Origin of the sequence: Desulfobulbus elongatus DSM 2908, from assembly GCF_000621145.1 — a bacterium.
Classification (GTDB): domain Bacteria; phylum Desulfobacterota; class Desulfobulbia; order Desulfobulbales; family Desulfobulbaceae; genus Desulfobulbus; species Desulfobulbus elongatus.
The window spans coordinates 23,637-47,592 of record NZ_JHZB01000017.1; the positions used below are offsets into that span (position 1 = coordinate 23,637).

Here is a 23,956-nt window from a genome sequence, read left to right on the forward strand (position 1 = left end):
GTCAAGGCGACAAGAACGCATCCGTTGTTTCTTCGCGCCGGTCATCCCCGCGCGACGCCTCAGGCCGAACCGTAACTGTGGAGACCGGACAGGAGGAAATTCACGCCGAAATAGGTAAAGAAAACCGCGATGAAGCCGAGGATCGCCAGCCAGGCGATGCGCCGGCCGCGCCATCCCCTGGTGAAACGGGCATGCAGGGTCAGGGCGTAGAGAAACCAGGTGATGATCGACCACGTTTCCTTCGGGTCCCAGCTCCAGTAGGTGCCCCAGGCTTCGTTGGCCCAGACCGCGCCGGTGATGATGCCGGCCGAGAGCCACATGAACCCGAAGACGATGGTTTTGTGGGTCAGGTCGTCGATCACCTGCACCGACGGCAGGGCATCGGTCATGCCCCGGCCGCTTCGGTTCGGTCTGGTTGCCGCCGATTGCTTGAGGAGGTACATCAGGCCCAGACCGCCGGCCACCGCAAAGGCCGCGTAGCCGATGAAACAGGTCACCACGTGGGCGATCAGCCAGTTCGATTGCAGGGCGGGGATGAGGGGGTTGATCTGGGAATCGATCCGGTCGGAAAACGAGGCGTACGCCATGGCCATGGCCACGCAGGGCATGACGAAGGCGCCCATGATCCGCGTCTTGAACCGGTATTCCAGCGCCAGGTAGAAACAGGAGGTGCACCAGGCGAAGAAGACCAGCGATTCGTACATGTTGGTCAGCGGCGCATGGCCGACCCCCAACTGATACGACTCGTGCCAGCGCAGGCCGATGGCCGCGGTCTGGGCGCAGGTGCCGCCCAGGGCCAGCAGCGTGCCGACCAGGCCGATCCGTTCGACTTTGAAGAGAAAGAGGCCGAGATAAAAGGCAGCGGCCAGAAGATAGGCAATCATGGCGATGCCGAAGAGTTGCGAACTGTCCATAGGGTCTATCCGTTGCGCGGCAGGTAGTTGACAGAAGGGAAATACTCAGGTGTTGCTGTCCAACTTGTTGATAAGTTGAGCGAAATTATTTTCAAACCCTACTTTGTTTTTGTTGGCGTCGCCAGCGAAAAGAAGGTGGCAGCCTGTTTCGTCCGGTTGCATGTACACATAGATTCGCCGGTGCGACAGGAAAAAGGCGATGTACAGCCCCACCAGCATGAGCAGGCAGCCGCCGTAGACCAGCCAGACCCCCGGGTCCTTGGTGGCCTGCAGGCCGGTGGCGTACCGCTGGCCGATGGTAAGGAGATAGATGCCGGAAGGCCGCTCGATGGCCGCTTCCTGGTCGGCGTTCACCCAGAAAACGGAGGGCTCGCCCTGATTGTCGGTGAACCATATTTTCAGGCGCCGCGTCACCTCGCCCTGGCTCTCCCGGTTGATGATGCCGTAGCTGACACCGCCCTCGGGCCAGTCCATCTGCCGGGCCGCGGAGATGCGCGCGGTGGTGGCGGCGCTCCCGTCCTGTTTCTTCAAGGCAACCCGATACTCCTGAAACGGATGATAGCTCGACTGGTAGAAGGTGACGCCCTTGTAGGTCAGCGGTCTGTTGACCTCGATGTCGGTGGTCTGCACCGGCGCGCCGCCATCGAACACCGTCACTGTCGAGCGGTAGGTCTTCGGCATGCCGTTGCCGTAATACTCGATGGTGAAGTCGTCGCAGCGCAGGGCAAAGCCGAGATCGAGGCGCTCGCCCCCCTTGTGCGCGAAGATATGGGCGGTGCGCTCGCCTTCCGGCAGCATGACCGAGCCCTTGAAGGCGAACAGCGGGTTCCGGAAGACCTTGTGTGCCACCGCCGAGGAGCCGAGCAGGGCACCGGCCAGGATGACCAGGATGGAACAGTGGACCACATAGACGCCGAATCGGCTCCACTTGCCTTTTTCCGCGCAACAGAGCAGGCCGGGGTTCAGCGGCGCCGTGCGGGCATGCCAGCCGTGCCGCCGCAGCAGCGTCGTCACCCGGGCGGCTGCCGCGGGCACGTCTTCGACGAGGTGGCGCTCGCTGCGCAGGGGAAATTTCTCCAGTTGCTCGGGAGCGATGGCCAGGCTGTCCCGGCGGACCAGGCGGATGACCTGGGGAATGCGGTCCGCGCTGCACACGATCAGGTTGACGGCGAACAGGGTGAGCAGGCCGAGAAACCACCAGGAATTGTACATGTCCGGGATGTCGAGGAGCTGGAAGAACCGGGCCGTGGCGGCGCCGTACCGCTCGACGTAGAAGGCGGCGGGATTGTTCTGGGGCACAATGGTGCCGATGATCGAGGTGCTGGCCAGAAGACAGAGCAGGAACAGGGCGAGCTGGACTGAGGCGAACAAACCGAGAGAAGCGTTCTTCTTTGTCGTGGTCATGGAATGCAGCGAAAAATCCTGTGCGGGAGGGGGTGTGTTGCCTGGGAAAAAAACCGGTATCAGAATTGAACTCTCTCCTTAGCATGAACGGTGCGCAACTGGCAACCGGCAATCGCGGCGATGCGACGAAAAGGTCACTCCGTGGGAGTGATCGTGCCGGCCTCGCCCCGAATCAGCAGCGAGGCATTGGGGATCACCGCCATGGTGCCGGCGGCCATGGCCCGGCGGTCCGCCTCTTCCAGGCGTATGCGGCTCACGCCTATCCGGCGGCAGAGTTCGCTGTCCAGGGCCGTGATCAAGTGGATGTGAATCCGTTCCGTCTTGGTCATCAGGGCCAGGGCCGTGCCGCCGTTGCCGCTGTAGTGCCGCGCCAGGTGGGCAAAGGCCGCCTTGCGTCCGCCCATCTCGAAAGAGGGGAGAAAGGTGGTCGAGCCGATGCCGTCGGCACATTCGGCCAGAAGGATCAGGGTGCCGCCTTCGCGGACAAAGGCGGCGGCGTTGTCGATGGCCTTGTGGGCCTGGATCAGATTGATGTCCTTGGGAAAACCGCCGGCCGAGGCCAGGACGAGATCGTACGACCCGGCGTTGTCGATCCGATAGAGGGCGTCGTGCTCCCGGCAGACGGCGAGAAAATCGGTGGCGGTTGCGCCGAAGCGGTAGGCGGCGACCTTGCCCCGGCTGTCGAGCAACCCGTGGATGGACAGATACGGCGGTAGGAGACAATCGATTTCGGCCAGATCCTCGGCCAGGGGATTGCCGGTCAGGCGGCCCGGCCGGCAGCCGGCCGTCAACGTGCTCCGGTCGGTGTCGAGGAAGAGGCGGTGGTTGGCATAGATGGCCTCCCGTTCGCCCAGGCCGGGAAAGAGGAGCTTGCGGCCGCCGCCGAAGCCGGCGAAATAGTGGTGGGAGATGGCGCCCACGGTCAGGATCAGCCCGGCTTCGAGCAGATCGGCGCGGATGCGGACCGGCGTGCCCCGGCTGGTGCGCCCCAGCTCGGCAAACCGCGTCGGCGCGGCGCACCGGTGGTGGACAAAGGGAAAGTCCGCGTAGATCGGGCCGTAGGCGGCCAGCGATTCGGCCTCGCTCTGCGGGGCATGGGTGCCGTAGGCGATGCGAAAGCAGATGCGGGAGCGCGCCGCACCGTGCTCCCGGCAGAGCGCCTCGACCAGCCAGGGCAGGGCCGTGGCATAGCCGCACAGCCGGGTCTTGTCGGCCACGACGATGACGATGGGACCTGTCGGCAGCGGCTGCGGCAACAGCCGGCGCAACCCTTCGCAAAAGGCGGCCTGGCTCACCTCGGGTTGCGGCTCGCGGATCGTCAGGATATCGGCGTCTGTCGGCACGGCGCAGTCGAGTTGGCCCCTGCCGTAGCGCAGGGGGACGGTCCAGACGCCGCTCATGGCTCCGATTCGGTCAGGGCCTGCTGGAGCAGTTCCAGGGTGTGCACGGCCCTGACGGGCAGTCCGGCCCGGTCGATGATGTCCTGTAACTGGAGGATGCAGCCGGGGCAGGCGCTGGCGATCACCGTGGCGCCGCTGGCCGTGAGCCCCGCCAGCTTGCGGTCGCCGATCGCCCGACTCAACTCGGGATGGGCGGCGGTGAAGGTCCCGCCCAGGCCGCAGCAGAGGCCGGCGTCCTCCATCTCGACGAAATCCGCCTGCGGCAGGGCGCGGAGCAGCTCGCGCGGTTCGCGGGTGATGCCGGCGGTGCGCAGGTGGCAGGGGTCGTGGTAGGTGACGGTGAGGCGCTGCGGCCATTTCGGCAGGGCCGCCAACTGTGCCGCCATTCCCTGTTGGTGGAGGAAGACATGGATATCGACCAGTTGGGCGGGCAGGGGCCGGCCCGTTTCCGCGGCGTAGCCGGCGAGCATGCCGCGGCAGGAGGCGCAGGCGGTGAGGATGCAGTCGAGGTCGCGGTCGGCAAAGGCCTTGTTGTTCGCCGCCGCCAGGGTATGGACCAGCGGGCCGTTGCCCGAGGAGAGCGCCGGCATGCCGCAGCAGCCCTGGGTCCGGGGCAGGTACACCGAACAACCGAGCCGGTGCGGCAAACGCACCAGGATCTCGCCGACCTGGGGATAGAGGTAGGTGAGGGCGCAGCCGGCGAAGATGCCGACCGTCGGTCGGGCTGGATCGCCCTCCAGAAATTCCGGCACGCGGGCGAAGAGCGTGCGTTCCGGCAGGGGCGGCAGGCTGCGCCCCTTCAGCGCCGTTGGGGCGAACCGCAGGCGCAGGCCGCTGGTTGCCGGGATTTTCTTGAACAAAACCGGGGCGAGCAGGTCCGCGCCCTTGACCAGGGAGGCGAGGAGCGGTTTGGAACCGGTGAGCGCGGCCACCCCCTTGCCCAGCGGCGACAGGCCCTGTTCTTCGACGATCCGCCGCCGGAGGGCGGCGACGATGGCGTCGGTGGGCACCTTGTTGGGACACTTGGCCACGCAGGAGCCGCAGAGCAGGCACAGGCCGATCTCCTCGTGCAGCCGCTCGTCCAGACCCGCCTCGCCGGCCAGCACCGCCGCCGCCAGCACGATCTTGCCTCGGGCCACCGAGCCCTCGCGCCCGGTTTCCAGGTACACCGGGCAGTGGGCCTGGCAGGCGCCGCAGCGCACGCACTGGGCGATCTCGTCCTGAAACTGTTCCAGCGGTTTGCCTTCAGCCATGGTCGGATGCGGACGGGTCGGCCGCAGGATCGGCCTCGCCGGCAGCTGCGGTCGTACCGTTCTCCGGAAAGATTTTGCCGGGGTTCATGATGTTGTTGGGGTCCAGGGCCTGCTTGACGGCCCGCATGGCGGCCAGGGTCGGCGGGTCCAGTTCCATGCCGATGTAGGGGGCCTTGGCCGTGCCGATGCCGTGTTCGCCGCTCACCGAGCCGCCGAGCCCGACGACGGTGCGGAAGATTTCGTCCAAGACCTGGTGCACCGTGGCGTCCATGCCGGGCTGGTTGAGATCGACCATGACATTGACATGGATGTTGCCGTCGCCGGCATGGCCGAAGTTGACGATCGGCACCCCGTACCGGGTCGAGAGGGCCTCCAGGGCGCGGATCATCTCCGGCACCCGCGAGCGGGGCACGACGATGTCCTCGTTGAACTTGTGGGGGTTGAGGGCGCGCAGGCTCGGGCTGACGCTGCGCCGCACCTGCCAGATGGCCTCAGACTCCCCGGCGGTTTCGGCCACCCGCGTTTCCAGGACGCCGAGCGGCCGGATGATGTCGAGGATTTTCCGGGCTTGGCCGTCGAGCAGGGCGCGGTCGCCGTCCACCTCGATGATGAGCACCGCCCGGCAGTCCGGGGGCAGGTCGAGGTCGGTGGCGCGGCGCACGCAGTCGATGGCCGCGCCGTCCATGAACTCCAGGGTGGCGGGGATGATCCTGCCGCGGATGATGGCCGAGACCGCCTGGGCGGCGCCGTCGATGGCGGCGAAGGCCACCAGCATGGTCTTGCGGGCCTCGGGCTTGGGCAGAAGGCGGAGGATGATCTGGGTGACGATACCCAAGGTCCCCTCCGAGCCGACGAAGAGCCGGGTCAGGTCGTAGCCCACCACGTTTTTCATGGTGCGGCCGCCGGTGCGGATGACGTTGCCCGTGGGGGTGACCACGGTCAGGCCGAGGACATAATCCCTGGTCACGCCGTATTTGACGCAGCGCGGGCCGCCGGCGCATTCGGCGATGTTGCCGCCCAAGGTGGAGAAATCCTTGGAAGCCGGGTCGGGCGGATAGAAGAGTCCGAGCCGTTCCACTTCCCTTTGCAGGCGCCCGGTGACCACCCCCGGCTCGACCACGGCGATCAGGTTGTCGGTGTCGATCTCCAGGATCCGGTTCATGCGGGTGAGCACCAGGACGATGCCGCCCCGGACCGGCAGGCTGCCGCCGGTGAAGCCGCTGCCCGCCCCCCGGGGCAGGATGGGAATCCGCTCCTCGTTGGCCAGGCGGACGATCCGGCTGATCTCTCCGGTGTCGCCGGGATGGACCACCACATCCGGCAGGCACTGGCGCTGGGTGGCGTCAAACGAGTGGGTGATCCGGTCCACCGTGGCGACGGAAACGTGTTCCGGTCCGACGATGTCGGCCAGTCGGTGCAGGATATGCTCGGCCGGCATGGGCATCCTTCTCGTCCTCCTGCGCCTAGGCGCCGCCTTCCTTGGGGAGATGCACGGTCATCTGCGGGAAGGGAATCTCCCAGCCGTTGGCGTTGCAGCAGTCCACGCACCACTTGGCCAGGGCGCGTTCGATCCGCCGGTAGGCCGGCGCCATCTCTCCCTTGAAATCCCCCATGACGGCCACGTCCAGCGAGGAGGGCCCGGCCTGGAGAAAATCGACATTCAGGCTGAGACAATCCTCCGCGTAGCCGTGTTCCTCCATCTTCTTTTGGATGAAGTCCTTCAGAGTTTCCAGCACGGTGGTGGTGATGTCAGCCTGCAAATCGTAGGAAAGGCCGAACACCACCCGCAGGTTGAAGTTGCGGGACAGGTTGGAGGGCGATTTGCCGAGAAAGGTACTCGTCTGGTAGACCGTCCGGCGGCCGCCCATCTCGACCACCTCCACCTGCTCGTGGGAGAGGCTGACCACCTTGGCGAAGGGTTTGCCGTCGATGGCGATCCAATCGCCCCGTTTGCAGGGAAACCACGGCTCGTCGGCATGATAGGGCCGGGAAACCAGGCCGATCATGTTCTCGACCGGGATGCGCAGGTACATGCCCAGCGCCGGATTGTGCAGCTTGCAGAAGACGTTGAGCGCCTCGATCCTCCAGGGCACGCCGTTGTAGACCACCCGTTCGCCCTCGCGGATCGACCCCATGTTGAGCAGGAGCCGTACCTGCTGCCACATCTTGGGCAGGGTCTGGCGCACCGCCCAGACCACACCGACCAGGAGAATGATCGCGGCGCTGAGCAAAAGCCAGTCCTCGGCGATATAGAGCACGAAAATAAGGCCGAAGATGGCGGAGGCCACCGAGAAGATCTGGAAAAAGATGTCGAGAATGCGGACATGAAGCGGGCGCTGCTCCTTGCGGGCGCCGGGGATGATGAAAAAGAGCAGGCGGGCGAACAGGCGGCAGGCCAGGAGGATGGCGGCGAAGGCCAGCACCGCGATCAGCAGGTACCAGCCGCGATCGCGGAAGAACTCCCGCACCGAGTTGCCGGAGCTTTCGAACAGCGAGACCTCCTTGTCCTCCAGCTTGGTCAGTTCTCTCTGGGCCAGATCCAGCTTGCTGCCAATCCGTTTTTCGACATTCTGCCAGGCGGGCAGCAGTTCGCCGAGATAGGTCTTGATGGCGGGATTCTCGGTTTCGGCGATCAATGTGTTGAGATGCCCGACCGCCCCGCGGGCCGTGGCCAGTTGCTGGTTGTAGTCGTCGATGGTTTCCTTGAGCTCGGTCTTCTGCCGGGCCCGGGCGGTGAGCTGCTTCAGCTCCTTGATGCTCGGTTCGAGCAGGGTGGTCAGCTCGTCCTTCCAACTGAAGGTGACCTTCTCCTGGGTGTCGAAGACCTGGGGAGAGACCCCGGTGGCGATCCGTTCAAAGTCGACGGTGGTTTCGGCAAGCTGTTTGTCGAGCTGGGTCAGTTCCTCCTGGAGGTCCAGCTTCTCCGACTCGGATGTACTGGCTTTCTGTTTTTTCGAGACGACGACGATCTGCTGCCTGATGTTTTTCTGCAACTCGATCAGGGCGGTGAGCATGTCCAGGGTGTCGCTGGAGCGCTGTTCCTCCTCCTGCTGCATCAGCTTTTTGGCGAGCATCGACTCGATGACGATCTCCGGCTCGGCAGCCTCGGAAGAAGCGGCATATTCCCGGCGGATACCGGCCAGCAGCGGCGGGGTGGCGGTCACCTGGCGCAGCGTCCTGAGAGACGGGAACAGGTCGAGATAGAGCGAGGCCTGCTGTCTGACCGTCCACGCATCGTCAACCGCGGCGGCCAGCAGAGGGGGAACGGCGTTGCCCGGGCCGACCTGCCTGGCGACCTGATTCTTGGCGCGCTGGTTCGATCGGGCGTTTTTTTTCACCGGTGCCTCGGCGCCAGCAGCGGGTGCGGCCGCAGCCTTTTTCTGCACGGCCGCCGGCGGCTTGCCGTTCTGCTCGACCGGGCGGGGCTGCGGCTCGTCGGGTCGGAGGGGGACGGGCGAGGACGGCAATGCCGGAGACGGTGCCGGCAGAGGCAGCCACTCGGGCTTGGCCGCCGGCGGGGCAGCGTGTCCCCGGGGATGCAGCAGCGGCGGCGGCACGGGCCGGTCCGGAGGATTCGTCGTTTCTTCGGCAGTGGCGGTGAGCACGAAGGCCAGGAGGAGAATGCAGGAAAACAGGAATCTACGCATGTCGGGGCTGTGCGGGGCGGAAGGGGTTCGAGGTATGGCGCGGACGCGGGGCAGCGGACATCAGGGAGACAGCCGTTCGATGGTCCAGCCCGCGTCGCTGCGGGTGTAGAGGAAGCGGTCATGCAGGCGGCTGGTCTGGCCCTGCCAGAACTCGATGCTGTCCGGCCTGACCCGAAAGCCGCCCCAGAAATCGGGCAGGGGAACTTCCCCCTTGAGGAATCTGGTTTTCATGTGGGCCAGCTCCATCATCAGCATCTGGCGCGAGGAGAGCACCGAACTCTGCCGGGAAATCCACGCGCCCAACTGGCTGTCCCGGGGCCGGCTGGCAAAGTAGCGGGCCGATTCGGCCACGCTGATTTTTTCGGCCCGGCCGGTGACGGTCACCTGGCGGGCCATGCCGATCCAGGGAAAGAGCAGGGCGACCCGGTGGTTCTCGCCGATCTGCCGGGCCTTGCGGCTCCGGTAGTTGGTAAAGAAGACAAAGCCGTCGCGGTCGAAGATCTTGAGCAGGACGGTGCGCAAGGTCGGCTGGCCGTCCGTGCCCGCCGTGGCCAGGGTCATGGCGTTGGGCTCGGCCAACCCGGCGGCGCAGGCCTCGTTGAACCAGGCGGTGAACTGGTCGAACGGGTCGGGGGCCATCATTTCCCGGCTCAGCACCGGGCAGGTGTATTCTTTGCGCAATCCCTTGATGTCCATCTCTTGCCTCCGTCACCGCAGCAAAATACGCTGTCCGCCCCCACAAATCAACCCCCTTCTTGGAGCAAAGCGTCGTGCCGCAGGCCACGGCGGCATAGCCGTGCATCGGGCGTACCGGAGCAGTGACACGGGTATGGGTTCGGGAAGGAGAAAAACCCTGACAGGCGGGAAAATCAGTCGGCGGTCATGGCCGCCACCATGGCGGGCAGGGCCGAGGCGCTCGGCTCCTGGACGAAGAAACCGCGGCCGTTTTTCTCGGCCAGTTGGGCAAAGGGATTGGTCTCGATGTTGACATCGACGATGATTCCTCCCTGCCGGTGGACTTCCAGGGCGACCTGATTGGGCAGATTGGTGGCGCCGGCAGTGCCGACCACGATCAGCAGCGCGGTCTCGCGGGCCGCCTTGAGCGAGCTGTAGAAGTGATAGTGGTGCTCGTTGTAGCTCTCGTCGAACAGGAGGATGTGCGGCCGCGAACGGGCCCCGCAGAGCGGGCAGCGGAGCAGTTCCCGGTCGCTGTCGGTCAGGTGCGTGTCTTTTGTTTTCGGCCGGACCGCCGGCGGAATGGGATAGATCGCCTCGCTGCACTCCAGGGAACAGCGCATGTGGTTGATGTTGCCATGGATCTGGTAGGTGCGCTCCGGGGAATTGCCGGCCCGGAGATGGAGCCCGTCGACGTTCTGGGTGATCAGGGCGAAGCGGTCGCCGAAGCGCTGCTCCATCGCCACCAGGGCCCGGTGGCCGGGGTTGGGTTCGGCGGCCCGGCACACGCCCATGCGGTACAGATACCATTTCCACACCTCGTCCGGCTGATGGGTGAACATCCAGAAGGTGGCCATCTCCTGGGGCTGGTAGACCTGGGAGCCCACGGTCCAGTACCCCTCGGGGCCGCGAAAGGTGGGAATGCCGCTCTCCGCTGAAATCCCGGCCCCGGTCAGGACCGTGATCCTGCCGGTCCCCTGGGCTGTCTTTCGCAGAACAGTGCGCACGGCTTCGTGCATGGGCTCGTCTCCTCTGGCATGGGGGCGCCCGCGATGCCTGTGCCGGCATCTGGGAGCGGTGAGTGGTGACTGACGATGAATGAAGTACAGAAAAACAACTTTTTCAAGGGAATTTCGTCGTCGTCGGCCGCAGGTTCGGGAGGGGGAAGGCAGGCACGCGGCAAGAGACCGGTGCCCATCGGCGCACAGATATGGTACAGTGTGGTCGGAACGCTGGTCACATTGGCTCAACACGAGGTGCACCATGAAAGGTCTTTTGCTTGCGGCAGCGGTTTTTCTGCTGGCCGGAACCGGTTGCGTGGCCTATTACGACGAGCCCTACACTTACGGTTCGTATCCGTATTACTACACCACGCGTCCTTATTCTTATCCCTGGTGGCCTTCCTGGTATTATTCACCGTATCCGTGGTACAGAGGCCCCGCCTATGGGTATGGGGTTGCGCCGGGATGGCCGTATTATTATCCGGGTTTCTCCTTCGGCTACCGTTCCTGGCATTACCCCCGTGGTCATTATTACCATGGCGGTCCCGGCAGGCCGCCACGCTTCGACGGGCAGAGAGGTCCTCGCCCCGGCGGCCCCGGCGGTCCTCGCCCCGGCGGTCCTGGCGGTCCCCGTCCCGGCGGCCGCCGCTGACAACGAACGCGGAGGGCCGCAAGATCCGGCACCAGCCCATGGCGGCTCTCCCTGCCGGCAGGAGTCCGCCGCGCCTTGCGGTCCGGCTCTTTTTCGGCCTGCCGTTCCCTCCGATTCCCCCACCCCTCTGACAATCCGACCGGTCATGCTCGACAGTGCAGCTTCGCTCCGCCTCAAACTTCTCCGTTTCCCGCCGATCATCGGCGTCATCTACATCCACGGCTACAACACCGTCATCGGCTATGCCGGCGGCACGGTGGGCACCGCCGACGTCAACGGTTTCACCAATTGGGTGCGCATCCTCATCTCGGAGGGCATCGCCCGGATTGCGGTGCCTTTGTTTTTCCTGATGTCGGGCTACCTCTTTTTCGCCACCTTCCACTGGTCAAAACAGACCTATTGGCGCAAGATCGCCACCCGGCTGCGCAGCCTGTTCGTCCCGTTTGTCTTCTGGAACCTGGTGGGCATGGCCTTTTTGGCCCTGGTTCAGGCCATTCCGGCCTTCCGGCCCTATTTCACCGGCGCGGGCAAGATGATCGCGGACTATGACCTGCCGGAATATTTCACCGCCCTGTTCGGGGTGCACGGCTATCCCGTTGCCTACCACTTCTGGTTTATCCGCGACCTCATGCTGCTGGTGCTGCTGGCGCCGGTGCTGGCGGTCATGGTCCGCTTTCTGCCCATCCCGTTCTTCCTGGCGGTGTATCTGTGCTGGGTGACCGAAAGTTGGCCGATCTACGCCCCGGCCGCCGTGGGCGTGCTCTTTTTTTCCGCCGGCGCCTTCTGCGGCATCAAGGGCCGGAACCTGTTTGCCCTGGACCGGTTCGGCACGGCCATTGTCCTGGTGTATCTGCCGATGCTGATCGCCGACGTCATCTGGTATGAGGACTGGTTCAACATCTATATCCACCGGACCGGACTGATCGCCGGGGTGCTCGTCACCCTCTATCTCACCAAATTTGCCGTGCGCAGCCAATGGCTGTGCCACGCCCTGCTCGCCCTCGGCGGCGCCAGCTTTTTCGTCTATGCGGCCCACGAACCCCTGCTGGGCATCCTGCGCCTGTTGGCCTACACATACATTCCCCTGGACGGTCCCTATACCGTGCTGATCCTGTACCTGACCATCCCGGTGGTGGTGATGGCCCTGCTGGTGTGCTGTCATCGCCTGCTCAGGGATGTGTGCCCCGGCCTGCTCGGCGTGATCACCGGAGGCCGCTGAAGGCGGCGATACGGCGCGCAAACGAAAGAAGGAGAAGCGAATGCGGTGGTGGGGCGGATGACCGGGAGTCCGCGGGGGATGGTCGCCAAGCCTTCCGGTGTCTCGGGATGGCGCTGGAATCCAACCGAACGGCTCGCCGTCCACGGTCGGCTCAATAAGGGTGAAGCTGCGGCCAGTACCGGCCAGTCCGAACACCGGTCACATGGCTTCATGAACGCGTTGATCGGATGAGGAAAGAAACGATATGCCCACCCGGTGGGTAGGCGCGCTGCGTGTTGGCTTCATGCCGGCAGCGCCGGCAGCCGGCCTAGCCTTGTCCGCGCCCGGAGGCGTCCGGTTGTCCGCCGGCTTCGCCGTGGATCTTGTGCAGATGAACCGGCGCGGCCTTGCGGCGCAGACGCAGGTTGAGCATCTCCACGATGAACGAAAAGGCCATGGCGAAATAGAGATACCCCTTGGGCATGGCGTGGCCGGTGCCTTCGGCGACCAGGGCGACGCCCACCAGGACGAGAAAGGACAGGGCCAGCATCTTGACGGTGGGATGCTGTTCGACAAACTCGCCGATGGGGGCGGCGGCGAACATCATCACCCCGATGGCCAGGACGATGGCGGTGATCATGACCCAAAGATGGTCGGCCAGTCCCACTGCGGTGATCACCGAGTCGAGCGAAAAAATGATGTCGATGATGGCGATCTGGCCGATCACCAGGGGCAGGTGCGAGGCCAGGTGCCTGGGGCCGCGGTTCTCCTCGCCGCCCTCGAGGCTGCCGTGGATTTCCATGACCGCCTTGTAGATGAGGAACAGACCGCCGAGCAGGAGAACCAGATCGCGGCCGCTGACCGGGTGGTCCAGCACCGCAAACAGCGGCGTCACCAGCTTGGCCAACCATGCCACCGACATCAACAGGACGATGCGGGTGCCCATGGCCGCCAGCAGGCCGAACTGCCGGGCAAAGGGGCGTTTGTGCTCCGGCAGCTGTCCCACCAGCAGGGTGATGAAGACGATGTTGTCGATGCCCAGCACGATCTCGAGAACGGTGAGCGTGAGCAGCGAACTCCAGATGCCGATGTCGAATATCCAGTCCATACCGTCGTCTTGTCGTTTTTTTTCCTGCCATGGCAAGCCCCGGCGGCCAAGCCGCACAGGGCGAACGGGAATGTCGCCTTATCGGTCCTCGGGGAGGGAGGAAGCCGCATCGGGCTCGTCCTTTTGCCTGAAGCGGATGGCGTGCCCGAACACATAGGTACAGATCGGCACGCCCAGGATCAGGCCCCAGAAGTCGAACAGCTTGCCGCCGATGGTGAGAATAATGAGGATGATCACGGAGTTGATCCGCATGTACGATCCGTAGATCCTCGGATTGAGGATGTAGCCTTCGATGAGATGGATGATGGTGATCAGCAGGATGGCCAGGAACATGACCTGCAACCCCTCGGTTTGCAGGGCGATCAGGCAGATGGGGATGGAGCTGATGAACACCCCGATCACCGGAAAAAAACTGCAGAAAAAGACGATCACCGACAAAAAGGCCATGTGCTCGCCCAGACCGAGCAGGCTGATGCCGATGGCGGTCAGGAAGGAGTTGATCATGGCGATGATCAGTTGCGCCTCCAGCGCCTTGCCCAGGACCTGGGAAAAATCGCGGATATTGCCGGCCACGCTCCGGTAGATGAACCGCAGTTTGGTCGATTCCAGTTCCCGGACGCTGGCCCCCAGCTTGGGCAGGTCGAGCACGATGAGAAAGGAAAACAGCAGGGAGAGGAGAAAGGCCGAGGTCACGGAGGCGATCTTGCCGCCGATGTTGCCGAGCGTTCCGAACACGTGGTTGACGTTCTGCACCCCGCCGGCCTCGCCCAGGCGAAGCAGTTGCTGCAGCATGGATGCGGTGGGCGAGTGCTTCAATCCTTTTTTTTCTCCCGGTTCCGGCGCGTTCTGCTCCTGCCTGCCGGCGAGTTCCGGCACGAGTTCGCCCAGCAGGGGGTAGCGCGTGCTCAGGCTGAACAGTTCCTGGTCGACCCGGTAGAGATAGGTGGTGAACTGACTGGCAAAAACCTCGGTCTGTTTTTTCACCTTGGGCACCAGGAAGATACCGGCCGCGGTCAGGATGCTGAGCAGCAGCAGGGCCACGAGCACCACCCGCACGATTCTGTTGTTGATGCGGGATTCGAGGCGGTTGACGCTGCGCGCCTGGATGTAGGCAAAGACAAAGGTGAGGAACAGCAGGAGAAAGAAGGAGCGCAGCAGGTAGATGAGGCCGAAGAACAGGCCCCAGACCATGACCGTGGCGACGTGGGGGAGGATCCGGTCCCAGGGGTGGGGCAGGAGGTGGAACGGGTTCTCGTGGTGGCTCATGGAAGAAAAGGGAGGCTGGGGCCGATTCCGTTGACGATGCGAAGCCATTCCCCCGTGCGATCAAGCGGCGGGCCGGTCCCGCGAAAAAAAAGCGTTGCCCCGCCTGCTACCCGCTTATGCGCACAAGGCGGTCTCTGAACGTCCTTATCTTAATGACGCGGACAGGGTCTGTCCATTCAGATTTTTTCCAGTGCGGTCTTTCGGGCGTGATTGAGATTTATCCCTCCGAATTTACTCAGCATTCTGTAGTAGACCGTGTCCGGGACATACTCGCGGACCACCTGTTCCCAATCGTCCGATCCCACCAGCCCCTTGATCAGGCTGGAACTCACCTCCACCAGGTAGCGGGGGGACATCATGAACAGGGTCTGGATGGTATCGGTCATGTTGCCGTTGACGTAGCGCATGCCGCGCTCGTAGGTATAGTCTTTTTCGTTGCGGATGCCGCGCAGGATGTAATCGGCTCCGATCGACTCGGCGTATTTGACTAGGAACTTGTTTTCGAAGTGCACCACCTCGACATTGTCGAAACGGGCGCATAGGTCTTCGAGCATCTCCAGGCGTTCGTCCAGGGTAAAGCAGTACTCCTTCTGTGAATTCTGGCCGATCGCGACATAAAATCTGGTGAACAGGCGCGCTCCCTGTTCGATCATCCACAGATGGCCGTTGGTCGGAGGATCGTAACTTCCAGCATAGATTCCTTTCATTGCAAATCCTGTAGCGTACGTTGTGGATGTTGGCCTGACGGTGCAGGCCGCCGCGCTTGGACAATCGCCCTCGGGCCGGTGGGCGGCGGGGAGGCCGGACGACATGCCGGAAGGTGCTCAGCTATAGCAAACAGGGTTGTTTCCCGTCAATATTATATTCCGGTGAGGACGCATTAGAGAAACATTTATGTCGTCCCGGCCCGAGAAACGGCCGCTCCGGGGCGGATCGGCGCCGGCTGCGGCGGGCGCGCGCACCCGTTTTTTTTCGCTTCCGGAACGACGGCGCTCCGGACAGGCCGCCGGTGCCGCCGCAGTTTTCCGGAAGAATCCCGGAACGCACCGCCCGGATGCCATCCGGATTCCCTCTTGTGGAACCGCGAGGAGTTGAGTAATGTTTTCATCAGGTTGGACAACGGGCGGTTTGCCGGGTCCTCTTTCCCGCAGGAGGGATTCGGGGACGGGACCGGTTGGCTTGCCGCACATGGGAATTATGGTCGAAAATCTTTGTACACGTCAGGTGAAGGAGGAACAGAGATGGAAAGAAACAGTGTGCGTGTTGGACTTGCTTTTCTGCTGGCGGTGCTGTTGTCGTTCGCCGTTTCCTGCACCACCCCGGCCGGCAGGAGTGCCGGCGATGTGGTTGACGATGCCACCATCACCACGGAAGTGAAGGCGGCCCTGTTGGCCGACAAGGAGGTGAGCGGCCTGGCGGTTTCCGTGCAGACGTTCAAGGGCGAGGTGGTGCTGACCGGCGCGGTCGATTCCCAGACGCAGGTCAAGCGGGCGGAAAAGATCGCCCGTTCGGTCAAGGGAGTGAGCAAGGTCAAGAACCTGCTCAAGATCAAATAAAAAGCACAAAACATCGGCCCGGCCGCTGATACCGGCCCGGCTCGATCCGGCTGAAACACAAACGGGGCTGCGCGCAGCCCCGTTTGTGTTTGTTTTCCCGATAGGACGACTATTCGTCCGTCTCCTGCCCGTTCTCTTCGTCCGGTGACGAACCGATGCCCGGCAGCGCCATGGGCGTGGGCTGCGGTTTTTTCGGCGTGCCGGTGATGTTCGTGACCTTGCGGACCGTGCGGGTGGCCACCCGTTTGCCCTTGGCGCCGACGCCCTTGATCAGCACCTCGTCGAGATCGAGTTCGACCGCGTTGTGCTTGGCCCGTGCCGAGGGCGCCAGGCTGGCCCGAAGCCGCAACCCCTCCCTGCCCAGCAGCAGCAGGAGGATGGCCGAGCGCTTGTTCTCCTCGAACAGCCGGTATTCGCGGCCGACGATGAACTTGGGCATGGCGAACCGCTTGACGTAGGCTAGGTTCTCCGGGCCGTGGCGGTAGACCAGGTTGAACACCAGATCGTTTTTTACCACCCCCAGCCAGTGGACATCCGGGCCGACGAACAGCTTGTCCGGCACGTTGATCACCTTGTAGAGGCCGTCCTTGAAAATCAGCAGCAGGCGGTCGTACTCGGAGCAGCAGCATTCCAGATCGGCCGTCCCGACCTCGGCCTTGATCTTATGGCCGAGAAAGCCGGATTCCCGGTGGTAGCCGACGGTGAGGTCGGCGGCGGCCGCGGCGCGGGCATCCACCTCGTCGAAGGCGCGCAGTTCGCTCTTGCGCGGGAACTGCTCGCCGTAGCGGGCCATCAGGTCTTCGAGATAGCCGATGGTGAAGCCGACCATGTCGGTCAGGCTCTGCTTGATCCGGGCGATCTCCTTCTCGATTTCCCGGAGTTCCTTCCTTTGGCGGTCGATGTCGTAACGGGAGATGCGCCGGATCTTGATCTCCAGAAGCCGTTCCACGTCCTCGGTGGTGATCTTGCGCTGCAATTCCTCGGCAAAGGGCACCAGCGACTGGCGGACGGTGGAGACCACCGCCTTGTAGTTGATCTTCTCCTCGATCTCCTTGTACAGACGCTCCTCGATGAAGATCTGCTCCAGCTTGCGGGCGTGCCATTTCTCTTCCAGCCGGCCCAGTTCGATGCGCAGTTCCTTCTCCAGGTTGGTCTTGAGCAGGTCGGTGTTGCGCCTGAGCACCTCCTCGACCCTGTGCTGCCGGGGCAGGTTGTCCTCGATGGTCACCAGGCTGGGCGAGACGCTCAGCTCGCAGTCGGTAAAGGCGTAGAGGGCGTCGATGGTTTCCTCCGCGAGCACGCCGCGCGCCAGCTTGATCTCCACCTCCACCTTCTCGGCGGTGTAGTCGTTGATCGAGGCGATTTTCAGCTTGTTGGCCTTGGCCGCCTTCTCGATGGATTCGATCAGATTCTGGGTGGTGAGGTTGTAGGGCAACTCGGTGATGACGATGGTCTTGGGGTCGGGTTGGGCAAGCCGTGCCCGGCAGCGCAGCCGGCCGTTGCCGTGGTCGTAGTCGGTGGCGTCGATGATGCCGCCTCGGGGAAAATCTGGGTAGAGGGTGAACTCTTCGCCGCGCAGACAGGCGATCTGGGCGGTAAGCAGTTCACCAAAATTATGCGGCATGATCTTGGTGGCCATGCCCACGGCGATGCCCTCGGCACCGAGCAGGAGCAGCAGCGGGATCTTGGCCGGCAGCCGCACCGGTTCCTGCATGCGGCCGTCGTAGGAGTCGATGAACTCGGTCAGGTCGCGGTTGAACAGGGTTTCGCGGGCCAGCGGCGACAGGCGGCACTCGATGTAGCGGGGCGCCGAGGCCTGGTCGCCGGTGAAGATGTTGCCGAAGTTGCCCTGACGGTCGATGAGGTAGCCCTTGTTGGCCAGGTTGACCAGGGCGTCGAAGATCGACTGGTCGCCGTGCGGGTGGAGCTTCATGGTCTCGCCGACCACGTTGGCCACCTTGTGGAAGCGGCCGTCGTCCATGTTGGCGAGCGTCTGCAGGATGCGCCGCTGCACCGGCTTGAGGCCGTCGTCCACGTCGGGGATGGCCCGTTCGCGGATGACGTAGGAGGTGTAGTCGAGGAAATTGGCGTCGAACAGCTGGTGCAGCTTGCCGCGCGGGGCTTCGGTGGTCTCGCTCATACCGGCCTCAGAATCAGGTGGTCCATGATGTACTGCTTGCGTTCCGGCGTGTTCTTGCCCATGTAGAAGCGCAGCACCCGGCTGACTTCGCTCAAGGAATCGAGCCGCACCTGTCGAAGCCGCATGTCCGGGCCGATGAACTGCTTGAACTCGGGCGGCGAGATCTCGCCCAGCCCCTTGAAGCGGGTGGTCTCGATGGCGCGGTCGCCCTTGCCCTTGGCCTTGAGCGCGGCGATGGCCTCGTCCATGTCCCGGTCCGAGTAGCAGTAGAAGGTCTTTTCCCGGTTGCGCACCCGGAAGATCGGCGTTTCCAGGATATAGACCCGCTCCTGCTTGATCAGCAGCTCGAAGTAGTGGAGGAAGAAGGTGAGCAGCAGGTTGCGGATGTGCAGGCCGTCGACATCGGCGTCGGTGGCCAGGATCACCTTGTCGTAGCGCAGGTCGGCGATCGACTCCTCGATGTCCAGGGCCTGCATCAGCGAGTACATCTCCTCGTTCTTGTAGAGCACGTCCAGCCGCTGGCCGAGCACGTTCATCGGCTTGCCCTTGAGCGAGAACACCGCCTGGGTCATGGGGTCGCGGGCGGACACGATCGAGCCGGCGGCGGACTGGCCCTCGGTGATGAACAGCATGTTCTCCCGGCCTGGCTTGGAGGCGTGTCCCCGCGAGGGATGATATTTGCAGTCTTTCAGATTGGGAATCTTGAAGGCGATTTTTTTGGCCTTGGCCTTGGCGTCGCGGCGCACCGACTGCAACTCGCGCCGTACCCGCTCGTTGCGCTGCACCTTGTCGACAAAGACCTCGGCGGTCTCCGGAAACTTGTAGAGGTGGGTGGCCACCGCGTCTTTCACGGCATTGACGATGCCGGCGCGGATGTCGGTGTTGCCCAGCTTGTTCTTGGTCTGCGACTCGAACACCGGCTCCTGCACCTTGACCGCCAGGATGCCGACGACGCCGTCGCGGACGTCGAGGCCGTTGAATTTCTTGCCGGTGAACTCGTTGATGCCTTTGAGGATGCCCTCGCGGAAGGCGGAGAGGTGAGTACCGCCCTCGCTGGTATAGGTGCCGTTGACAAACGAGAAGTAGGATTCGCCGTAGTCGTCGGTGTGGGTGAAGGCGAATTCGAGGGCCTTGTCGGCGAAATGGATCGGCGGGTAGAGCCGTTCGCTGTTCACCTCGCGGTCGAGCAGGTCGAGCAGGCCGTTTTTGGACAGGTACAGCTCGCCGTCGAGCGACAGGCCGAGGCCGGCGTTGAGGTAGGCGTAGCGCCACAGGCGCTGGTCCACATACTGGGGATCGAAGCGGTAGCCGGCAAAGATCTCCTGGTCGGGGAGAAATTCCACCAGGGTGCCGTTTTTTTCGGTGGTGTCGCCTTCTTCCTCGGTTTCGAGCAGTCCCTGGACGAAGCGGGCGGTCTTGTAGCGGCCGTCGCGGAAGGCGGTGACCGCGAAGCGGGTGGACAGGGCGTTGACCGCCTTGGTGCCCACGCCGTTGAGGCCCACGGAAAACTGGAACACCTCGGTGTTGTACTTGGCGCCGGTGTTGATCACCGACACACACTCCACCACCTTGCCCAGGGGAATGCCGCGGCCGTAATCGCGCACCCGGCAGAGGCCGTCCTCGCCCACATGGAGGTCGATCCGCTTGCCGAAGCCCATGATGTACTCGTCGACCGCGTTGTCCAGGATTTCCTTCAACAGGATGTAAATGCCGTCGTCCGGATGGGAACCGTCGCCCAGCCGGCCGATGTACATGCCCGGCCGTTTGCGGATGTGTTCCAGCGAACTGAGCGTTTTTATTTTTGATTCGTCGTACTGGTGTTCGGTCATGGAGGTCGTGTGCTTCAAAGTGACCAAAAGCATGGTTGATTTATTGTTTAATCGATCGCAGACAGCGCGTCCGGTCCCATCGGTTTCACTCCATCATATGCACCCGCTCGCAGTCCGGGCAGATCCAGGTGGGGCCGTTGCTCATGCCCCATTTGTTTTCCTCGAAGCAATCCGGGCAGATCTGAAAGCCGCAGCCGCAGCTCCAACAGAAGGGTTTTTCCTTTTTGCAGCAGTGGCAGCGGAACTCTTTTTTCCGTCTCCGGCCGCGCGCCGGTTTGTCGGGCTGGTCTGCCATGATCGACTCACTCCGTGGGGGGCAGCAGTTCCTGTTCCAGCCAGCCAAGGTAGCCGGCGCCGCCGTCCACCACCGGTGCGGCCAGGATTTCGGGCACCTGGTAGGGATGGTCGGCCTGGATGGCCCGGCACAGCTTGGGAAAGAGATCGCGGCGCGACTTGATGGTGCACACCTGTTCCTCCCCCCGTTCGATGGCGCCCTGCCAGCGGTACCAGGAGGTGCAGGTGCTGATCTGGACACAGGCGGCAAGCCTCTCCTCCAGCAGGCGGGCGGCCAGGCGCTCGGCGCTGGCCCGGTCGGGCAGGGTGGTGGTCACCTGGATATAGGGCGTCATGGCGTTCTCCGGAAAATGCAGGCGCAGGGCAGGCCCGGACCCACTCGGGCTGGACCAAACGGATAAATTGGACTATCTTACCAGCGCTTTTGCAAAAAGACAAATCTCACCGTTTCTTCCTCAACCCAAACAGGTGTCGTATGCTCTTTGCCGTGGATGTCGGAAACTCCCATACCGTGAGCGGTATTTACAAAAAAGGCCAACTGATGGGCAGTTGGCGGTTGCAGTCGCGCCAGGACCGCACCGCCGACGAGCTGGCCATCCGCTACCACGGCCTCTTCCAGATGGCCGGCATCAACCCGGACAAGATCACCGGCTTCATCATCGCCTCGGTGGTGCCGATCCTGGAGACGAGCTGGCTCCATTTCGCCCGCAGTTACCTGACCAAGCTCAGACAGCCGCCCCTGGCTGTCACCCACACCCTCAAGCTGGGGATGAAGGTGGCCACCGAAAACCCGTCCGAGGTCGGCGCCGACCGGATCGTCAACGCCGTGGCCGCCTGGGAGCGGTATCACGTTCCGCTGATCGTCATCGATTTCGGCACGGCCATCACCTTTGACTGCGTCAACGGGGTGCCCGAATACGTGGGCGGCACCATCCATCCCGGCATCGGCATCTCCCTCGATGCCCTGGCTACCCGCACCGCCAAGCTGCCCCGCCTGGACATCGACGTCACCCCGGACCAGCCCATCGGCACCACCACGGTCAAGGCCATCCATTCCGGGGCCCTGTACGGGTTCGGCGGCCTGGTCGACCGGATGGTGCAGGTGCTCAGCCAACAGCTGACCCCGGACCAGGAGCGGGCCAGAACCATCGCCACCGGCGGCATGGCCGGTCTGATCAAGCCCTACACCAGCACCATCGACGAGATCGACCTGGACCTGACCCTGACCGGCCTGCGCCTGATTTACCAGCTCAACTGCAAGGGCAAGGATGAACAGTCAGCCGATTCTGCCGCCTAGACTGCGCCGGGGCGACACCATCGGCCTGTTCTGCCCGGCCGGCCCGGTCCGCGACGCCGAGCGGCTGCGGGCGGGAATCCGCCTGATCGAGGAACTGGGCTTCGCGGTCAAGATCCAGGGGCCGGCAACGCCCGCGGACGGCTACCTGGCCGACAGCGACGAGCAACGGGCCGCGCACCTGCACGAGTTGTGGCACGACGAGGAGATCAAGGCGATCGCGGCCATTCGCGGCGGCTACGGCTGCCTGCGCATGATCGAACTGCTGGATTGGGACCTGTTCCGGCGCCATCCCAAATTCCTCGTCGGTTTCAGCGATGTGACCGCGCTGCTGAATATTTTGGTGGACCGCGCCGGCCTGGTCGCGGTGCACGGACCGATGGCCGCCACGCTTGCCCGGAGCGACGAGCAGAGCAGGGCCTCGCTTTTCGCCCTGCTGACCGGCACCTTCGAGGAGCGGCTCAAGCCCAAGGGAGTGGAGATTTTGCGCGGCGGCACCGGCCGGGGCCGGCTGGTCGGCGGCAACCTGACCACTTTGGTCCATCTCCTGGCCACCCCCTGGGAATGCTCCTGGGACGGCTGCATCCTGGTGCTGGAGGATACCGGCGAGCCTCTGTGCCGGCTCGACCGGATGCTGACCCATCTGGCCCTGGCCGGACGGTTGCAGCGGCTGGCCGGGCTGGTGCTCGGCGATTTCGACCTCGGCCATGACGATCTGGCCAATGTGCGGCTCCAGGAGGCGGTGTGGACGCGGGCGCTGGAACTGGCGCCGCCCGGCTATCCGATCTGGGCCTGCTTCCCGGTGGGCCACCGGCAGCGCAATCTCGCCCTGCCCATCGGCATGGAGGCGGTGCTGGAATCGGATACCGGCACGCTGGCGTTGCTGGCCGCTTCGGTGACTCCGGCCTGAGGGAGGTGCATGCCCATGCTGCGACGTTTCGTCCTCACCATGTTCTTTCTTGTGCTGCTGCTGGCCGGTGTCCTGGTCAGCCTGGTGCCGCTTCTGTTGCTCCGCACCAAGCTGGAGGCGCCCGTCTTTGCCATGGCCGTCTGCCTCTGGCTGGCGCTGGCGCTGCTGATACTGCTGCCGGCAGCCAACATGCTGCTGCGCAGGATCTGGTTTTTCCGGGGACAGGGCGAACCGGTGTCGCTCGACCAGTTGCGGCAGCGGCTGCTGACCGTCAACGCCATGGACTGCCCGGTGACGGCGCTGGCCAGGCGCAAGAAAATTATCTTCACCTGGCGCTATCGGGAACTGCGCTGGTGCGAGCTGTTCAGCCAATTGGGCAAAAACCGGCTTGACGAACTGCACTGCCGTTTCGATGCCGACCTCCGCACCGTCTACCTCTGCGACCGGGTGCGGGCCGCCGACTTCCTCATCTGCCCGGACCGGGTCAAAATCGGCCGGCGCCGCATTCCCCTGCCACTGCTGCGGGCGCGCATGAAACAGCTTGCCGCCATCGAGCAGTACGCAGCGCTGGCCGAGTACGACTACGCCTTCCAGGCTCGCGAGATCAAATCCCCGGTCCTGGGCACCATCCTGGCCAGCGGCTGGCACGTCCGCTACACCCTGTTCTGATTCCCGTTTCGGAAAGGGAGGACAGGCCGGGCCGATGGCTCGTCCCGGCCCGTGTTTTTCTGCTATTGCCGGTAGGCGACGATGTCCTCGATGGCCAGCACCGGCATGGCATGCTGCTCGGCAAAGGCGACGATTTCAGGCAGCCGGGCCATGGTGCCGTCCGGATTGGTCAGTTCGCAGAGCACGCCGGCGGGATTGAGTCCGGCCAACTGCATCAGGTCGACGGTGCCCTCGGTATGGCCGCGCCGCTGCATCACGCCGCCGGGCTGGGCCCGCAGCGGGAACACATGCCCCGGCCGCGACAGGTCCGCGGGCCGGGCGTTCTCCTGGATGGCGGTGCGGATGGTGGTGACTCTGTCCTGGGCGGAGACGCCGGTGGTCACGCCCTCGCGGGCCTCGATGCTGACGGTGAAGGCTGTGCCGTACTGGCTGGTGTTGCGATCGACCATCATCGGCAGCTCAAGCCGGCCGACCTGTTCGTCCGTCAGGCACAGGCAGACGATGCCACTGCCTTCGCGGATGAGCAGCGCCATCTGCTCGGAGGTGAGATGCTCGGCTGCGAAGATGAGATCGCCTTCGTTCTCCCGGTGCTCGTCGTCGACCAGGAGCAGGCCCTGGCCTCGCTGCAATGCGGCCAGCGCGTTTTCGACCCGTTGTCTGGGAGTGCCGAAGCGGGATAAAAGGGACGTGTCGGTGGTCTGATTCATGGTTCCTCCTGTGGGATCAGTGACCAGAATCAGGGCGTG

Annotated in this window: 21 protein-coding genes; 5 read left to right on the forward strand and 16 right to left on the reverse strand. The window is 63.9% G+C overall.

What is annotated here, in order from left to right; translation table 11 throughout:
- Window positions 1-59: 59 nt before the first annotated feature.
- From ccsB to Q362_RS0109830, 8 genes are all read right to left on the reverse strand, one after another.
- Window positions 60-914, reverse strand: coding sequence for a c-type cytochrome biogenesis protein CcsB (gene ccsB / locus Q362_RS0109795; RefSeq protein WP_028318544.1), 855 nt, complete (start codon window positions 912-914; stop codon window positions 60-62).
- Between the two features lie 45 nt (window positions 915-959).
- The gene (locus tag Q362_RS0109800) at window positions 960-2,318 is read right to left on the reverse strand and encodes a cytochrome c biogenesis protein ResB (RefSeq protein WP_028318545.1); all 1,359 of its coding nucleotides are present in this window, start codon (window positions 2,316-2,318) and stop codon (window positions 960-962) included.
- A gap of 134 nt (window positions 2,319-2,452) precedes the next feature.
- A complete protein-coding gene (locus Q362_RS0109805) occupies window positions 2,453-3,718 on the reverse strand; it encodes a lactate racemase domain-containing protein (protein WP_028318546.1) in 1,266 nt (421 codons plus the stop codon).
- Window positions 3,715-4,971: a (Fe-S)-binding protein gene (locus Q362_RS0109810; RefSeq protein WP_028318547.1), complete on the reverse strand. Its 1,257-nt coding sequence runs from the start codon at window positions 4,969-4,971 to the stop codon at window positions 3,715-3,717. Before Q362_RS0109810 ends, Q362_RS0109805 begins: the two co-directional genes overlap by 4 nt.
- Window positions 4,964-6,409, reverse strand: a complete 1,446-nt coding sequence (locus tag Q362_RS20070; protein ID WP_084312549.1) for an FAD-linked oxidase C-terminal domain-containing protein — start codon at window positions 6,407-6,409, stop codon at window positions 4,964-4,966. The genes Q362_RS0109810 and Q362_RS20070 overlap by 8 nt, the downstream gene beginning before the upstream one ends.
- Before the next feature lie 25 nt (window positions 6,410-6,434).
- Window positions 6,435-8,618: a hypothetical protein gene (locus Q362_RS20075; RefSeq protein WP_051554050.1), complete on the reverse strand. Its 2,184-nt coding sequence runs from the start codon at window positions 8,616-8,618 to the stop codon at window positions 6,435-6,437.
- 60 nt (window positions 8,619-8,678) lie between these two features.
- On the reverse strand, window positions 8,679-9,314 hold the full coding sequence (gene pdxH / locus Q362_RS0109825) for a pyridoxamine 5'-phosphate oxidase (protein ID WP_028318548.1): 636 nt from the start codon (window positions 9,312-9,314) through the stop codon (window positions 8,679-8,681).
- A gap of 173 nt (window positions 9,315-9,487) precedes the next feature.
- Entirely contained in the window at window positions 9,488-10,312 is an 825-nt protein-coding gene (locus tag Q362_RS0109830) for an SIR2 family NAD-dependent protein deacylase (RefSeq protein WP_028318549.1), read from the reverse strand.
- 779 nt (window positions 10,313-11,091) lie between these two features.
- Here Q362_RS0109830 and Q362_RS20080 point away from each other — a divergent pair.
- Window positions 11,092-12,165 carry an acyltransferase family protein gene (locus Q362_RS20080; RefSeq protein WP_051554053.1) on the forward strand — a complete coding sequence of 358 codons (1,074 nt, stop codon included), beginning with the start codon at window positions 11,092-11,094 and terminating at the stop codon, window positions 12,163-12,165.
- 307 nt (window positions 12,166-12,472) lie between these two features.
- Here the strand turns inward: Q362_RS20080 and Q362_RS20085 are convergent, their stop codons facing one another.
- The 3 genes from Q362_RS20085 to coaD all read right to left on the reverse strand — a co-directional run bounded on the left by Q362_RS20085 (window position 12,473) and on the right by coaD (window position 15,225).
- Complete coding sequence (locus tag Q362_RS20085) at window positions 12,473-13,252, reverse strand: TerC family protein (RefSeq protein ID WP_051554055.1); 780 nt, start codon at window positions 13,250-13,252, stop codon at window positions 12,473-12,475.
- Between the two features lie 78 nt (window positions 13,253-13,330).
- Window positions 13,331-14,518: an AI-2E family transporter gene (locus tag Q362_RS22260; RefSeq protein WP_051554057.1), complete on the reverse strand. Its 1,188-nt coding sequence runs from the start codon at window positions 14,516-14,518 to the stop codon at window positions 13,331-13,333.
- Between the two features lie 176 nt (window positions 14,519-14,694).
- Window positions 14,695-15,225, reverse strand: a complete 531-nt coding sequence (gene coaD, locus Q362_RS0109850; RefSeq protein ID WP_028318550.1) for a pantetheine-phosphate adenylyltransferase — start codon at window positions 15,223-15,225, stop codon at window positions 14,695-14,697.
- 534 nt (window positions 15,226-15,759) lie between these two features.
- Here coaD and Q362_RS0109855 point away from each other — a divergent pair.
- A complete protein-coding gene (locus Q362_RS0109855) occupies window positions 15,760-16,074 on the forward strand; it encodes a BON domain-containing protein (RefSeq protein WP_028318551.1) in 315 nt (104 codons plus the stop codon).
- A gap of 109 nt (window positions 16,075-16,183) precedes the next feature.
- On the opposite strand, the gene Q362_RS0109860 is transcribed toward Q362_RS0109855, so the two are convergent.
- From Q362_RS0109860 to cutA, 4 genes are all read right to left on the reverse strand, one after another.
- A complete protein-coding gene (locus tag Q362_RS0109860; protein WP_035216287.1) occupies window positions 16,184-18,214 on the reverse strand; it encodes a DNA topoisomerase IV subunit A in 2,031 nt (676 codons plus the stop codon).
- A complete protein-coding gene (locus Q362_RS0109865) occupies window positions 18,211-20,043 on the reverse strand; it encodes a DNA topoisomerase IV subunit B (protein ID WP_028318553.1) in 1,833 nt (610 codons plus the stop codon). Before Q362_RS0109865 ends, Q362_RS0109860 begins: the two co-directional genes overlap by 4 nt.
- A gap of 85 nt (window positions 20,044-20,128) precedes the next feature.
- A complete protein-coding gene (locus tag Q362_RS0109870) occupies window positions 20,129-20,338 on the reverse strand; it encodes a hypothetical protein (RefSeq protein WP_028318554.1) in 210 nt (69 codons plus the stop codon).
- A gap of 7 nt (window positions 20,339-20,345) precedes the next feature.
- Window positions 20,346-20,672 carry a divalent-cation tolerance protein CutA gene (gene cutA, locus Q362_RS0109875; RefSeq protein ID WP_028318555.1) on the reverse strand — a complete coding sequence of 109 codons (327 nt, stop codon included), beginning with the start codon at window positions 20,670-20,672 and terminating at the stop codon, window positions 20,346-20,348.
- 140 nt (window positions 20,673-20,812) lie between these two features.
- Between cutA and Q362_RS0109880 the strand changes: the two genes are divergently transcribed.
- Genes Q362_RS0109880 through Q362_RS0109890 form a run of 3 tightly spaced genes read left to right on the forward strand, consistent with a single transcriptional unit; the run spans window position 20,813 to window position 23,210 of the window.
- A complete protein-coding gene (locus tag Q362_RS0109880; protein WP_028318556.1) occupies window positions 20,813-21,634 on the forward strand; it encodes a type III pantothenate kinase in 822 nt (273 codons plus the stop codon).
- Window positions 21,606-22,541: a S66 peptidase family protein gene (locus tag Q362_RS20095; RefSeq protein WP_051554059.1), complete on the forward strand. Its 936-nt coding sequence runs from the start codon at window positions 21,606-21,608 to the stop codon at window positions 22,539-22,541. Before Q362_RS0109880 ends, Q362_RS20095 begins: the two co-directional genes overlap by 29 nt.
- Before the next feature lie 15 nt (window positions 22,542-22,556).
- Entirely contained in the window at window positions 22,557-23,210 is a 654-nt protein-coding gene (locus Q362_RS0109890; RefSeq protein WP_211248476.1) for a hypothetical protein, read from the forward strand.
- Between the two features lie 62 nt (window positions 23,211-23,272).
- Here Q362_RS0109890 and ribB read toward each other — a convergent pair whose 3' ends face one another.
- Window positions 23,273-23,917 carry a 3,4-dihydroxy-2-butanone-4-phosphate synthase gene (gene ribB, locus Q362_RS0109895; RefSeq protein ID WP_028318558.1) on the reverse strand — a complete coding sequence of 215 codons (645 nt, stop codon included), beginning with the start codon at window positions 23,915-23,917 and terminating at the stop codon, window positions 23,273-23,275.
- Between the last annotated feature and the right edge of the window lie 39 nt (window positions 23,918-23,956).

Bases quoted from the DNA above. Each gene is read 5' to 3' on its own strand.
- Q362_RS20085 (WP_051554055.1), bottom strand. From the start codon at position 13,252: ATGGACTGGATATTCGACATCGGCATCTGGAGTTCGCTGCTCACGCTC.
- Q362_RS0109880 (WP_028318556.1), top strand. From the start codon at position 20,813: ATGCTCTTTGCCGTGGATGTCGGAAACTCCCATACCGTGAGCGGTATT.
- Q362_RS0109830 (WP_028318549.1), bottom strand. From the start codon at position 10,312: ATGCACGAAGCCGTGCGCACTGTTCTGCGAAAGACAGCCCAGGGGACC.
- Q362_RS0109800 (WP_028318545.1), bottom strand. From the start codon at position 2,318: ATGACCACGACAAAGAAGAACGCTTCTCTCGGTTTGTTCGCCTCAGTC.
- Q362_RS0109860 (WP_035216287.1), bottom strand. From the start codon at position 18,214: ATGAGCGAGACCACCGAAGCCCCGCGCGGCAAGCTGCACCAGCTGTTC.
- Q362_RS0109810 (WP_028318547.1), bottom strand. From the start codon at position 4,971: ATGGCTGAAGGCAAACCGCTGGAACAGTTTCAGGACGAGATCGCCCAG.
- ccsB (WP_028318544.1), bottom strand. From the start codon at position 914: ATGGACAGTTCGCAACTCTTCGGCATCGCCATGATTGCCTATCTTCTG.
- Q362_RS0109870 (WP_028318554.1), bottom strand. From the start codon at position 20,338: ATGGCAGACCAGCCCGACAAACCGGCGCGCGGCCGGAGACGGAAAAAA.
- Q362_RS0109855 (WP_028318551.1), top strand. From the start codon at position 15,760: ATGGAAAGAAACAGTGTGCGTGTTGGACTTGCTTTTCTGCTGGCGGTG.
- ribB (WP_028318558.1), bottom strand. From the start codon at position 23,917: ATGAATCAGACCACCGACACGTCCCTTTTATCCCGCTTCGGCACTCCC.
- Q362_RS20095 (WP_051554059.1), top strand. From the start codon at position 21,606: ATGAACAGTCAGCCGATTCTGCCGCCTAGACTGCGCCGGGGCGACACC.
- Q362_RS20075 (WP_051554050.1), bottom strand. From the start codon at position 8,618: ATGCGTAGATTCCTGTTTTCCTGCATTCTCCTCCTGGCCTTCGTGCTC.
- Q362_RS20080 (WP_051554053.1), top strand. From the start codon at position 11,092: ATGCTCGACAGTGCAGCTTCGCTCCGCCTCAAACTTCTCCGTTTCCCG.
- Q362_RS22260 (WP_051554057.1), bottom strand. From the start codon at position 14,518: ATGAGCCACCACGAGAACCCGTTCCACCTCCTGCCCCACCCCTGGGAC.
- pdxH (WP_028318548.1), bottom strand. From the start codon at position 9,314: ATGGACATCAAGGGATTGCGCAAAGAATACACCTGCCCGGTGCTGAGC.
- coaD (WP_028318550.1), bottom strand. From the start codon at position 15,225: ATGAAAGGAATCTATGCTGGAAGTTACGATCCTCCGACCAACGGCCAT.
- cutA (WP_028318555.1), bottom strand. From the start codon at position 20,672: ATGACGCCCTATATCCAGGTGACCACCACCCTGCCCGACCGGGCCAGC.
- Q362_RS0109890 (WP_211248476.1), top strand. From the start codon at position 22,557: ATGCTGCGACGTTTCGTCCTCACCATGTTCTTTCTTGTGCTGCTGCTG.
- Q362_RS20070 (WP_084312549.1), bottom strand. From the start codon at position 6,409: ATGCCGGCCGAGCATATCCTGCACCGACTGGCCGACATCGTCGGACCG.
- Q362_RS0109865 (WP_028318553.1), bottom strand. From the start codon at position 20,043: ATGACCGAACACCAGTACGACGAATCAAAAATAAAAACGCTCAGTTCG.
- Q362_RS0109805 (WP_028318546.1), bottom strand. From the start codon at position 3,718: ATGAGCGGCGTCTGGACCGTCCCCCTGCGCTACGGCAGGGGCCAACTC.